Source organism: Streptomyces sp. NRRL S-87, assembly GCF_000719335.1.
GTDB lineage: Bacteria > Actinomycetota > Actinomycetes > Streptomycetales > Streptomycetaceae > Streptomyces.
Genome location: NZ_JOGB01000100.1, coordinates 1 through 11,715 on the forward strand (window position 1 = coordinate 1; position 11,715 = coordinate 11,715).

11 protein-coding genes and 1 tRNA gene are annotated in these 11,715 nt (G+C 72.3%); 3 read left to right on the forward strand and 9 right to left on the reverse strand.

Annotation, left to right across the window (positions count from 1 at the left end; genetic code table 11):
- Positions 1 to 17: 17 nt before the first annotated feature.
- Positions 18 to 91, reverse strand: a tRNA-Met gene (locus IF43_RS0134490).
- A gap of 45 nt (positions 92 to 136) precedes the next feature.
- A complete protein-coding gene (locus tag IF43_RS0134495; RefSeq protein ID WP_051796822.1) occupies positions 137 to 3,025 on the reverse strand; it encodes a UPF0182 family protein in 2,889 nt (962 codons plus the stop codon).
- Between the two features lie 139 nt (positions 3,026 to 3,164).
- Here IF43_RS0134495 and IF43_RS0134500 point away from each other — a divergent pair, with 139 nt between their 5' ends.
- Positions 3,165 to 3,725, forward strand: a complete 561-nt coding sequence (locus IF43_RS0134500) for a PPA1309 family protein (RefSeq protein WP_030210432.1) — start codon at positions 3,165 to 3,167, stop codon at positions 3,723 to 3,725.
- 148 nt (positions 3,726 to 3,873) lie between these two features.
- On the opposite strand, the gene IF43_RS0134505 is transcribed toward IF43_RS0134500, so the two are convergent.
- From IF43_RS0134505 to IF43_RS0134520, 4 genes are all read right to left on the reverse strand, one after another.
- Entirely contained in the window at positions 3,874 to 4,959 is a 1,086-nt protein-coding gene (locus IF43_RS0134505; RefSeq protein WP_030210435.1) for a PDZ domain-containing protein, read from the reverse strand.
- Positions 4,960 to 4,980: 21 nt separating this feature from the next.
- Positions 4,981 to 5,160: a hypothetical protein gene (locus IF43_RS0134510; protein ID WP_030210438.1), complete on the reverse strand. Its 180-nt coding sequence runs from the start codon at positions 5,158 to 5,160 to the stop codon at positions 4,981 to 4,983.
- Positions 5,161 to 5,309: 149 nt separating this feature from the next.
- Complete coding sequence (locus IF43_RS0134515) at positions 5,310 to 5,771, reverse strand: molybdenum cofactor biosynthesis protein MoaE (protein ID WP_030210447.1); 462 nt, start codon at positions 5,769 to 5,771, stop codon at positions 5,310 to 5,312.
- Between the two features lie 170 nt (positions 5,772 to 5,941).
- Positions 5,942 to 7,033 carry an SDR family oxidoreductase gene (locus tag IF43_RS0134520; protein ID WP_107048668.1) on the reverse strand — a complete coding sequence of 364 codons (1,092 nt, stop codon included), beginning with the start codon at positions 7,031 to 7,033 and terminating at the stop codon, positions 5,942 to 5,944.
- Positions 7,034 to 7,254: 221 nt separating this feature from the next.
- Here IF43_RS0134520 and IF43_RS0134525 point away from each other — a divergent pair, with 221 nt between their 5' ends.
- Both IF43_RS0134525 and IF43_RS0134530 read left to right on the forward strand, forming a co-directional pair.
- Positions 7,255 to 8,664 (forward strand): zinc-dependent metalloprotease, encoded by a 1,410-nt coding sequence (locus IF43_RS0134525; RefSeq protein WP_030210453.1) that lies wholly within the window; start codon positions 7,255 to 7,257, stop codon positions 8,662 to 8,664.
- On the forward strand, positions 8,661 to 9,185 hold the full coding sequence (locus IF43_RS0134530) for an NUDIX hydrolase (protein ID WP_030210456.1): 525 nt from the start codon (positions 8,661 to 8,663) through the stop codon (positions 9,183 to 9,185). The genes IF43_RS0134525 and IF43_RS0134530 overlap by 4 nt, the downstream gene beginning before the upstream one ends.
- Positions 9,186 to 9,256: 71 nt before the next feature.
- Here IF43_RS0134530 and IF43_RS0134535 read toward each other — a convergent pair whose 3' ends face one another.
- From IF43_RS0134535 to IF43_RS0134545, 3 genes are all read right to left on the reverse strand, one after another.
- Positions 9,257 to 9,988 carry an AIM24 family protein gene (locus IF43_RS0134535; protein WP_030210459.1) on the reverse strand — a complete coding sequence of 244 codons (732 nt, stop codon included), beginning with the start codon at positions 9,986 to 9,988 and terminating at the stop codon, positions 9,257 to 9,259.
- 18 nt (positions 9,989 to 10,006) lie between these two features.
- Positions 10,007 to 10,684 carry an AIM24 family protein gene (locus tag IF43_RS0134540; protein ID WP_030210463.1) on the reverse strand — a complete coding sequence of 226 codons (678 nt, stop codon included), beginning with the start codon at positions 10,682 to 10,684 and terminating at the stop codon, positions 10,007 to 10,009.
- Between the two features lie 8 nt (positions 10,685 to 10,692).
- A partial coding sequence (locus IF43_RS0134545; protein WP_030210468.1) for an AIM24 family protein occupies positions 10,693 to 11,715 on the reverse strand: 1,023 nt, incomplete at its 5' end.

The window sequence follows — 11,715 nt, forward strand, 5'->3', positions numbered from 1 at the left end:
CGGGCCTTCGTCTTCAGTAGCGGGGACAGGATTTGAACCTGCGACCTCTGGGTTATGAGCCCAGCGAGCTACCGAGCTGCTCCACCCCGCGTCGGTGAAACCACAGTATCACGACGCGGGGCGGGGCCCCGACCGGTTATCCGCCCGGGGGCGGGGTGGCCCCGGCCGAGACCGAGGCGTTCGGCGTGGGCTGCCCGGTCTTCGCCTCGGCGGCCTGCGCCCGCTCCAGCGCCGCCTTCAGCTCGTCCTGGGCCTTGCCGTACGCCGCCCAGTCGCCGGCCTTCAGGGCCCTGTCGGCGTCCTCCATGGCCTTGGCCGCGTCGGCCAGGGCCTGCTTGACCGTCGCGTTCTGCGTGGGCGGCTTGGTGGTGGTGCCCGGCGGGTTGTTGCCCGTCGTCGGCGCCTCGGCCCCGAAGACCACGTTCAGCGCCTTCTCCAGGGTGTTCTCGAAGGCCGTCTCGTTTCCGTAGGTCACCAGGACCTTCTTCAGCAGCGGGTACTTGAGGCCGCCGCCGCGCACGTACACCGGCTCGACGTAGAGCATGCCGCCGCTGAGCGGGACCGTGAGCAGGTTGCCGTACTCCACCTGCGAGTCGCCCCGGCTCAGGATGTTGATCTCCTGGGCGATGTCCGGCTTGGAGTTGAACTTGGCCTGCACCAGCTTGGGTCCGTCGACCGGATTGGCCGTGGGCAGCTTCAGGACCCTGATCTTGCCGTAGTCCCCGGTGCCCGGGTCGGCGTTGACCGCCATGAAGGCGCTCAGGTTGTCCCGCCCGTTGGGCGTGAACGTGGTCGTGAGCGAGAAGTCCTGGCTCTGCTGGCCCGGCATCTTCATCGACAGGTAGTACGGCGGGACCGCCGTGTCCTTGGTGGTCGGGTCCTTCGGGACCGACCACACCTCGCTGCCGCTGAGGAAGGTCTGCGGGTCCTTCACGTGGTACCGGGTGAGCAGCTCGCGCTGGACCTTGAACAGGTCCTGCGGGTAGCGCAGGTGGTCCAGCAGGGCCTTGGGGATCTCGCCCTTCGCCTTCACCGTGTCGGGGAAGGCCTTCATCCACGTCTTGAGGACGGGGTCCTGGGTGTCCCACTGGTAGAGCCGGACCGTGCCGTCGTACGCGTCGACCGTGGCCTTGACGGAGTTGCGGATGTAGTTGACCCGGTTCTCCTGGGCGACGACCGCGCGCCGGCTGTTGGTCAGCGAGTCCGTCGTGCTCTCGCCCAGGGTGGTGCGGGAGGCGTACGGGTAGCCGTTGGTCGTGGTGTAGGCGTCCACGATCCACTGGATGCGGTGGTCGACCACCGCCGGGTAGGCGGCGCCGTCGATGGTCAGCCACGGGGCGACCGCCTCGACGCGCTCCTTCGGCGTGCGGTGGTACAGGATCCGGGAGCCCTCGCCGATCGCTCCGGAGTAGAGGATCTGCGGCTCGCTGAAGGCCAGGGAGTACGCGGCCCGGTTGAAGGCGTTGTCGAGGCTGACCCCGCTCCTGCCCTCGTAGCGGGTCTCCTTCTCGCCCTTGTCGTCGGCGTAGTCGAGCTCCAGCTGCGGACCGCCGACGATGGAGTACTGCTTGGTCTCCTCGCCGTAGTAGATCCGCTGCTCGTACGGGCCCAGCCGGCCCTTGGCCGGCAGGCCGGACTCGGTGAAGACCGGGGCGCCGTCGGAGGTGACCTCGGTGCCCTTGGCCGCCACCGCGCCGAAGCCGTGCGTGTAGCGGAAGTGGTCGTTGATCCAGTTGTTCTTCGGGATGCCGCCGAGGTTCAGCTCGCGCAGGCCGATGACGGTGTCCTGGGCCTTGTACCGGTCGACGGCCAGGGTGGACGGGAAGCCGTAGTAGCCCTTGTTCTGCTGGAGCTGCTGGAAGGCCGGCGAGACGATGTTCGGGTCGAGCAGACGGATGCTCGCCGTGGTGTTGGCCTCCTGGCGGAGCTTGTTCTTGTCCGTCGTGTTCGGCTGGCCCGAGTAGTCGGTGACCTCGGTGGTGTCGATCCCGTACGCCTCGCGCGTCGCCTGGATGTTCTTGTCGACGTACGGCGCTTCCTTTGCCTGCTCGTTCGGCTGGACCTGGAACTTCTGCACGATGGCCGGGTAGAGGCCGCCGATCAGGATCGCGGAGAGCACCATCAGGCCGAAGCCGATCACCGGCAGCTGCCAGGTGCGCCGCCACAGCGTCGCGAAGAACAGCGCGGCGCAGATCGCGGCGATGCAGAAGAGGATCGTCTTGGCCGGCAGGTAGGCGTTGGCGTCGACGTACCGCAGGCCCGTCCAGTTGTCGGCGGCCTTGAAGTCACTGGACTTCACCGCCAGGCCGTACCGGTCCAGCCAGTACGCGACGGCCTTCAGGGAGACGAAGACGCCGAGCAGCACCGACAGGTGCCCGGTGGCGGCCGCGGTGGCCCGCGCGCCCGGGCTGGTCAGGCGCAGTCCGCCGTACAGGTAGTGCACGATCGCGGCGGCGATCAGGGACAGCACGACGGCCGCGAAGCCGAAGCCCAGCAGGAACCGGTACCACGGCAGCTCGAAGGCGTAGAAGGAGACGTCCAGGCCGAACTGGGGGTCCTTCTTCCCGAAGGGCACGCCGTTGACGTACATCAGCCACGCGCGCCACTGGCCGGCGGCCGAGGCCCCGGCGATCAGTCCGACGAGCGCGGCGATCGCGGCCAGCAGCCACTTCTTGTACGGGGCGACGCCCATCCGGTACCGGTCGAGGCTCTGCTGCTCCAGCGACATGGCGCTCAGCGGCGGCCGCAGCCGGTGGGCCAGCCAGATGTTGAACCCGACGGCCAGGGCCATGAGCAGCCCGAAGACGGAGAACAGCCCGACCTTCGTCCACAGGGTCGTGGTGAAGACCGACGAGTAGTGCACCGACCGGAACCAGAGCCAGTCCGTCCAGAACCCCGCGAACATGACGAACGCCATGGCCAGTACGGCCAGCACGCCCAGGGTCGTCAGCAGGGTCCGGGCGCGCCGGGAGGGGCGGCCGACTCTGATCCGTGGCCCCGAAGGGCCTCCGCCGCGGTCCGGCATCTGGAAAGCCAAGGTTCGCACCTCGAAGTCGCTGGTGTCCTGTGGAGCGGGGCCCCCGATGGTAGGGGCCCACCCGTGCAACTTACTGAGGCCTTGGTCAGTTCCCGTTATCGGGCCCGAACGAGGCAGGATGTTGGCCATGTCCAACATCTCCACCTCCGGCACCCCCATGGCGGCCAGCCCGCTGACGCGTGCCGTCCTCGAAATCGACGAATACGCCGCGACCCTCGGCTGGGACCAGCCGGCCCGCCTCTTCGCCCTGGTCGACACGGCGAAGCTGCGCGCGCAGGAGCCGCAGCTGGCCGCGCAGCTCGGCCTCGACAGCACCGACAGCGGCGCCGCGACCCTGACGCCCGTCGAGCAGGACGAGGTGCCGGCCGGGACGCCCCTGGACGAGTTCCTCGGCACGATCGCCTGGCCGGACGCCGTGGCCGGGTGCGCGCTGGCGGTCGAGCGGCTGATGCTGCCGCCGTCCGCCGAGGCCGCCGTGCCGCAGGGCATGTCCGAGAAGCAGCTGGCCGACTGGGTCGCGAAGCACCCGGACCGCCAGGAGGTCCGGATGACCGTGGCCGTCCTGCGCGACGGCGCGCGGGAGTCGGCGGTGCGGCTGCGCGAGAAGGACTCGGCCGGCGAGGTCCTCACCGGAGCCGACCTGGTGCCGGGGCTGGCCGAGGCGCTGGCCGCGACCTTCGTGGAGTAGGCGGAGCAGTCCGCCCGCGGGCGGGGGCGCGGTCACGGCCGCGTCAGCCCGCGGGCGCACGGTCACGGCCGCGGCAGCCCGCAGGCGCACGGCCACGCCCGCGGGCGGGGCACGGTCAGGGCCGCGTCAGCCCGCGGGCGGGGCGCGGTCAGGGCCGGCAGCTGGGCAGCCCGGCCGTGTCCCCCTTGCTGATCTTCTCCAGGGCCTTCACCGCGTCGCCGATGGTGGCGACCTTCACCAGGGTGAGGCCCGAGGGGGTCTCCTTCGCGGCGGCCGCGCAGTTGTCGGCCGGGGTGAGGAAGTAACGGGCGCCGGCGTTGCGGGCGCCGATGGTCTTCATCTGGATGCCGCCGATCGGGCCGACCTTGCCGTCGTCGTCGATGGTGCCGGTGCCCGCGACGAACCTGCCGCCGGTGAGGTCCTGCGGGGTGAGCTTGTCGACGATGCCGAGGGCGAACATCAGGCCGGCGCTCGGCCCGCCCACGTCGGCGAGGTTGATGTCGACGGTGAACGGGAAGGTGTGGTCGGTGCCGGCGCGGATGCCGACGACGGCGCGGCCGTCCTCGGGCGACTTGCCGGAGGTGATCGTGACCTTCTCGGTGCCCCGCGGCTCGCGGTGCGCCTTCTCGGCGGCGGCCGCCTCCTTGGCCGGGACGACCGTGAACACGACCGGCTGGCCGGCCTTGTGCTTCGTCACGAGCTTGGCCACGTCCCCGGGCTCCTTCACCGGGCTGCCGTCCACCGACCTGATCACGTCGCCGGCGTGCAGCCGGCCGTCGGAGGGGCTGTCCTTGACCACGCTGGCGACGATCACGCGCGAGGCGACCGGGATGCCCAGCTGCCTGAGCGCGGCGACCTTGGCGCTCTCCTGGGACTGGCTGAACTCCTCGGCGTTCTCCTGCGTGGACTGCTCCTCGGTCTTGCCGTCCGGGTACAGGTTCTCGTGCGGCACGACGATGTTGTCGTGGGAGAGCCAGCCGTAGACCGCCTCGACGAGGTTCATGTCGTAGTCCGCGCCGGTGACGCGGACCGTCGTCATGTTGAGGTGGCCGCTCGTCTCGTACGTCTTGTGGCCGGAGATCTGCAGGACCGGTTCGCCACGCGACTCGCCGAGGGTGTTCACCGTGGGACCAGGGCTCATCTCCGAGTACGGGACCTTGATGAAGAGCCCCGCGCACAGGAGGGCGAACAGCGTCAGCGTGGAGGCGAGCATCGTCGCGGTGCGGCGTGACATGGAACGACAGTACGGGACGTCTCAGAGCGCCTCGGACCCGGAGGGGGCCTTCTCCCCGCGGGACATCGCCTCCCGGAACCGCGCGTACCCGGCCAGTTCGGATATGTCGCCGGCGGTGCGGTCACGGGCCGCCCAGCCGGCCCATATCGCCACTCCGACGGCGGCGAACAGCGGGATCAGCAACCACGCGAGTGACGCCATTTCCTGGCCTCCCTACCCCTTGAGTACGGCCGAAACGATGTTGTGGAATCCAACGCTGGCGTCGGCGGCCGGGTTACGCAAATCGGGGGTGCGGCGACCTGCGCCGGCGGGGCGTCACACGCCGCCGGACGGGTGGTCCTCCGGGGTGGTCAGCAGGCGCCGACCCACTCCTCGGTGCCGTCGGAGAACCGCTGGTGCTTCCAGATCGGCACCTCGTGCTTGAGGTCGTCTATCAGCATCCGGCAGGCCTCGAAGGCCTCACCCCGGTGCGGGCAGGAGACGGCCACGATCACGGCCGTGTCGCCCACGGCCAGGTCGCCCACCCGGTGGACGGCGGCCAGGGCCCGGACCGGGTACGCGGCCACGACGCGCTCGGCGACCCGGCGCATCTCGGCCTCGGCGGTCGGATGGCAGGAGTAGCCGAGGGAGTCCACGTCGGTCCCGCCGTCGTGGTTGCGCACCGTGCCGACGAAGAAGGTCGTGCCGCCGGTGGCGTCGTCGCCGACGGCCTTGTGGACCTCGTCCAGCGAGAGCGGGGTCTCCCGGATCGCGAGCAGCCGGATCGGGTCCGCTGCCGCCTGCTCGCCGGGGTGGTCGAAGTGCGGTGCCATGCCTTCCATCGTGCCCTACCCCTCTGACATCGGGGAATCCCCGGATCACCCGGGTCTCCCGGCCCGGAACCTGGACACTCCTACAGACGCGACGGACCGGACCCGCGCGGACCGCCGGCAGTGCTCGAACGGGCGTCGGCCCCCGCCCGGGGCCGGCGCGGCGCGGCCGGTCAGATGCCGCGGCGCTTGCGGGCGCGGCGTACCACCGCGGCCGCGCCGAGCAGGGCGACGGTGGCGCCGGCGGCGCCCGCGGCGGTCGCGTCCTTGCGGCCCAGCCGCCGGCCGGCGACGGTGTGGCGGCCCGCCACCTCCTGGAGGAGCTCCGCGAGCACCTCCTCGTTCGTCCAGCGCGGCCGCCACCCGGCGTCGTGCAGCCGGCTGACGCTCACCACCCACGGGTGCATCGTGTACGCGAGGTCCCCGGCCGGCGAGGGGGTCAGCCCGATGCGGTGCAGGCGGGCGGCCGCGCCCAGCGCGACCGCGGAGGGCAGCTCCATGCGGCGGATGCCGCTGAGCTCCTCGACCTCCTCCTGTTCCAGCCATCCCTCGCAGCCCACCGCCAGCTCGCCCTCGACCTTCTCCAGGGCGGCGTACTCCAGGGCGCTGACCAGGTCCTCCACGTGGCAGAACTGCCAGGTGGGGCGGGAGCCGGCCACCACGAGCAGGCGCGGCGACTCGAAGTAGCGGGTCAGCGCGGTGTCGGTGCCGCCGACCAGGACGGCCGGGCGGACGACGGTGACGTTCAGGCCAGGATGGGCACGGGGGGCCCGGCGGCCCAGCCGCTCGATCTCCAGCAGGTCGCCCACGCCCGTGGCCTCGGCGGTGGCCCGCAGCTCGGCGTCCTCCGAGAGCGGGATGTCGTTGTCGGGCAGCGCCCCGTAGACCATGGCGGACGTGCACAGCACGACGCGGCGCACCCCGGCCGCGGCCGAGGCCGTCAGCACGGTCTGGGTGCCGCGCACGTTGTACGCCGTACGGGCCGCCGGGTCGGTCTCCAGGTCGAGGTCGAGCGCGAGGTGGACGACCACGTCGGCGCCCCGCAGCTTGTCCGCGATGGCCGGGTCGCGCACGTCCAGGACGTGCCAGGTCGCGGCCGCGCAGTCGCCGCGCCGCTCGTCGATCGCGACGATCCGCCGGACCTCGTCGGACTCGGCCAGGCGCTGCACGAGCGCCGCTCCGACCCCGGAGGCGGCGCCGGTCACGGCCACGACGGGGCCGCGCACGCCGTTGTTTCGCCGTTGGCGAATTTCGTCGTCGTGCACTGCTCGGACCTGTCGGTCTGGGGAACTCACCGGGCGTCTCCAGCGGTTGTCTTCAGTGCGGGCACGATGCGACGCGTCCGCACCAGGTGACGTCCATCCTGCCGCAGCCCCGCAGCAGGCGGAGCACCGAGCCCGGAACCGGGTGTGGTGTCTACGCTTGAAGGTGTTGTCGCACCGTCGCCGTCGGCAGTCGCCGGCGGCCCTACGAGCCGAGGAAACCCGTGAGTGACACCCCATTCGGATTCGGCCTTCCGCCGGAGGAGCCGGAGCACGGCGACGAGGGCAAGAAGAAGGGCGATCAGGGCGGCCAGGGCGGCCCGGCGAATCCGTTCGGGTTCGGCGGGGCGGGCCTGCCCGGCGGCGCGGACAACCCGTTCGCCGCGATGTTCGGGTCGATGAACCCGGCGGACCTGGGCGCCGCGTTCCAGCAGCTCGGCCAGATGCTGAGCTACGAGGGCGGTCCCGTGAACTGGGACATGGCCAAGGACATCGCCCGCCAGACGGTCGCCCAGGGCACCCAGGACGGAGTCAAGGACGCCAGCGTCGGCCCGGCCGAGCGGGCCGCCGTCGAGGAGGCCGTCCGCCTGGCCGACCTCTGGCTGGACCAGGCCACCTCGCTGCCCTCGGGTGCCGGGAGCGCCGTCGCGTGGAGCCGCGCCGAGTGGGTCGAGGCGACCCTGCCGGTGTGGAAGGAGCTCGTCGACCCGGTCGCCGAGCGGGTGGGCGCGGCGATGGGCAGCGTGCTGCCCGAGGAGATGCAGGCCATGGCCGGCCCGCTGCTCGGCATGATGCGCTCGATGGGCGGCGCCATGTTCGGCCAGCAGATCGGCCAGGCCGTGGGCGTGCTGGCGGGCGAGGTGGTCGGTTCCACCGACATCGGCCTGCCGCTGGGCCCGGCCGGCAAGGCGGCCCTGCTGCCGGTCAACATCGTCTCCTTCGGCAAGGACCTGGGCGTGCCGGCGGACGAGGTGCGGCTCTACCTGGCCCTGCGCGAGGCGGCCCACCAGCGGCTGTTCGCGCACGTGCCGTGGCTGCGCTCGCACCTGTTCGGCGCGGTCGAGGGGTACGCGCGGGGCATCAAGGTCGACACCTCGAAGCTGGAGGACGTCGTCGGCCAGCTCGACCCGAGCAACCCGGAGGCCCTGCAGGAGGCGCTCCAGGGCGGCATGTTCCAGCCGCAGGACACCCCCGAGCAGAAGGCCGCGCTGGCCCGGCTCGAGACCGCCCTCGCGCTGGTCGAGGGCTGGGTCGACGCGGTGGTGCACGAGGCCGCGAAGCCGCGGCTGGGCTCGGCGGACGCGCTGCGCGAGATGCTGCGCCGGCGCCGCGCCACGGGCGGTCCCGCGGAGCAGACCTTCGCGACGCTGATCGGCCTCGAGCTGCGGCCGCGCCGGCTGCGCGACGCGTCCCGGCTGTGGGCCTCGCTGACGGACGCGCGCGGCGTGGACGGCCGCGACGGCCTGTGGGAGCACCCGGACATGCTGCCGACGGCCTCGGACCTCGACGACCCGGACGGCTTCGTCCACCGCGAGCAGCTGGACTTCTCCGAGCTCGACAAGATGCTCGGCGAGGCGGCGCAGCAGAACGACCCGGCCAAGAAGGACGAGAACGAGGGCGACGGCGAGAAGTGAACCTGTACGACGACGCGGTCCTCGTGCTGAAGGGCTACGAGGACCAGCCCGAGCTGCGGGACCTCTACCTGGAGCACCTCGCCTCGCACCCCGACGGCATGTACAAGCCCTGCACGGCGGGGCACGTCACCAGCAGCGCCCTCGTCATCGACCCGGTGGCCGGGCGGGTGCTGCTGACGCTGCACAAGAAGCTCGGCATGTGGCTGCAGATGGGCGGCCACTGCGAGCCGGGCGACGCGACGCTGGCCGAGGCGGCGCTGCGCGAGGCGCGCGAGGAGTCCGGCATCGCGTCCGGGCTGGCGCTGCTGCCGGGCGGCCCGGTGCGGTTGGACCGGCACCCGATCCCGGCGCCGTGCAACTGGCACCTGGACGTGCAGTACGCCGCGCTGGCCCCGGCCGGGGTGGAGGCGGAGATCAGCGACGAGTCGCTGGACCTGCGCTGGTTCGCGTACGACGAGGTGGCGGGCGTGGCCGACGAGTCGGTCGTACGCCTGCTGGAGGCGACGCGGGCACGGCTGTAGCCGGCCGCGGTACGAACGCCGAGGGGCGGCCCCGCTGCGTGCGGGGCCGCCCCTTTCGTGCGTGACCGGCGTCAGTTGCGGCTGCCGCCCATGCTGTTGCCGCGCAGCCCGAAGCCGAAGGCGCCGCCGCGCATGTGCTGGGGCGGCAGCAGCTCGCTGGGCTGGATGAGCACGTGGCCGCGGCCCTGGAACTGCATCTCCCAGCCCTCGCCGGTCGCGCCCTTGCGGCGCCACACGGCGGAGGTGGAGGTGGGCGCCTGCATCTGGGTCCGCAGGGTGGTGGACCAGGCGATGACCGCGTCGGCGTCGGCGCAGATGTTGGTCTCCGGGGTGACTTCCAGCACCAGCGGCTCGCCGGAGGTGAGGAGGGCGACCTTGCCGCTGCCGGTGAGCTCCAGGTTGTACGCCCCGGCGGAGGCGACCTCGACGGCGCTGTCGACGGCGACGATGCCGACGCCGAGGCTGCTGTCGAAGGCGAGCACGGAGCCGCTGCCCACGGTGACGCCGCCGCCGACGTCCATGACGTGGATGTGCTGGGCGAAGTGGGCGAGGTAGACCTGGCCGGCGCCCTTGATCTTCATGAGCTCCAGGCGCTCGCCGGCCATCCGCTCGACGTTGCGCCAGGTGCGGTTCTTGTACTGGCTCTGGAAGTCGACCTGGCCCTCGAAGGCGACCATGGCGCCCTGGCGGGCGAGGACCGCGCCGTTGCCCTGGCCGATCTCGACCTTGAGCAGCTGCGGGTTCTGCAGGGTGTAGCGGCCGGTGGACTCGACCGGGACGTGGGCGAAGAGTGTGCTGTGCATGGTGGGTCGGTGCTCCTCTCAGCCCCGGATCTTGAAGCGGTCGGCGGTGTCCTCGCTGGGCTGCACCACCACGAAGCCGCGGCCCTTGAAGCCGATCTGGAGCGCCTCGCCGCTGCCGCGGCCGATGAGGGCACCGGCCTTGAGGGTGCGCTTGGCCTTCATCTCCAGGTCGGTGGTCCAGGCGACGAGCGCGTCGGGGTCGACGTACGTCTCGCGCTCCGCGCAGTCGAGGACCATGGGGACGCCGCGGCTGACCAGGGCCACCCAGCCGGTGCCGCGGACGACCAGGTTGGTCAGGCCGGAGCCGGAGAGCTTGGCCACGCCCTTGACGGGCTCGATGGTGAGCTGGAGCGAGGCGTCGCAGGCCAGCAGGGTGGAGCCGTTGACGGAGAGGGCCTCGTTGTCGAGGTGGAGGACGAGGACGTCGCCGCCGTAGTCGGCGAGGTAGAGGTCGCCGTCACCGCGGCAGAGCATGAGCCGGCCGCCCTCTCCGGTGACCATCTCCTCGGCGCTGCGGCGCAGGGTCGCGGGGGCGCCGTCGAACTGGACGTACCCGTCGTAGGCGATCATCGAGCCGGCCTTGGCGATGAGGTCCTGGCCGGTGACCATCGTGACCTTGAGGGTCTTGGAGCTGTGGACGGCCATCCGGACGACGGGGGCCGGGGCGCCGTGCGCGCCGATCGTGTGCGTATCCATGGCCTGCCTCACGCCTCGAAGGGCTGGACGACGACGAAGTTGCCCGGGGCGCCCCGGAACTGGAGGTTGATCGCCTCCGACTGGGCGCTGGCGTAGCCGGAGCGGCGCAGCCGCAGCGCGGTGGTGGTGACGGCCTGGGCGCCGGCGGACCAGGCGATCACGGCGTTGCCGTCGACGTACGTGGCCGCGCCGACCGGGAGGACGACGGGGGTGCCGCGGGTCTTGACGACGACCGCTCCGGTGCCGGAGAAGAGCATCGAGAAGAAGCCGCCGCCTGGCAGGCCGGCGCCCTCGATGCGGCGGACCTCGGTGTCGAGGCCCTCGTCGAAGGCCAGGACGCCGTGCGCGCTGGTGTAGAGCTGGTCGTTCTCGAGGCGGATGACGAAGAGGCGGCTGGCCTCGTCGGCGAGGAAGACCTCGCCCTCCCCGGCGCAGCGCATGAGGGACATGCCCTGGCCGGTGAGCTGGCCGGTGAGCTTGCCGAGAAGGCCTGAGCCCTTGTGGGCGAAGTCGATGTCGCCCTGGTAGGCGACCATGCTGCCCTGCTTGGCAAGGATGGACTGGCCCTTGGTGAGGGTGACGCGGACCTGCTGGGGGTTCTGCTCCGTCCAGCGGTCGCCGACGGGGACCTCCGCGTATTTGGTGAGGACGGCGCGCAGGCCGACCTCCGGCGGGACCGGGGCGAGTTGACGGCCGCCGCCGAAGGGCTGGCCCGGGACGCCCGCGGGGGCGGCGCCGGCGACGCCGGGGGGCGGGACCGAGCCCGGGATGCCGGGCGGCGGGACCGAACCGGGGATGCCCGGGGGTGCGGTCGCCGGGGCCGGGACCGTGGCGGTGGAGGGCGGGCCGAAGGGTGCGGGGACGGCCGCCGGGGGTGCCGCGGGAGCCACCGGGGCCGGTGCGGGCGGGGCGACGGGGGCCGCGGCGGTGGGCTGCGGGACCGGTGCCGGGGTGAAGGGGTACGCCGCGGGGGCGGGGGGAGGCGGGACCGGGGCCGGCGTGGGCTGCGGGGCGGGCGCGGCGTACGGGGC

Bases quoted from the DNA above. Each gene is read 5' to 3' on its own strand.
- IF43_RS0134495 (WP_051796822.1), bottom strand. From the start codon at position 3,025: ATGCCGGACCGCGGCGGAGGCCCTTCGGGGCCACGGATCAGAGTCGGC.
- IF43_RS0134500 (WP_030210432.1), top strand. From the start codon at position 3,165: ATGTCCAACATCTCCACCTCCGGCACCCCCATGGCGGCCAGCCCGCTG.
- IF43_RS0134505 (WP_030210435.1), bottom strand. From the start codon at position 4,959: ATGTCACGCCGCACCGCGACGATGCTCGCCTCCACGCTGACGCTGTTC.
- IF43_RS0134510 (WP_030210438.1), bottom strand. From the start codon at position 5,160: ATGGCGTCACTCGCGTGGTTGCTGATCCCGCTGTTCGCCGCCGTCGGA.
- IF43_RS0134515 (WP_030210447.1), bottom strand. From the start codon at position 5,771: ATGGCACCGCACTTCGACCACCCCGGCGAGCAGGCGGCAGCGGACCCG.
- IF43_RS0134535 (WP_030210459.1), bottom strand. From the start codon at position 9,988: ATGCACAGCACACTCTTCGCCCACGTCCCGGTCGAGTCCACCGGCCGC.
- IF43_RS0134540 (WP_030210463.1), bottom strand. From the start codon at position 10,684: ATGGATACGCACACGATCGGCGCGCACGGCGCCCCGGCCCCCGTCGTC.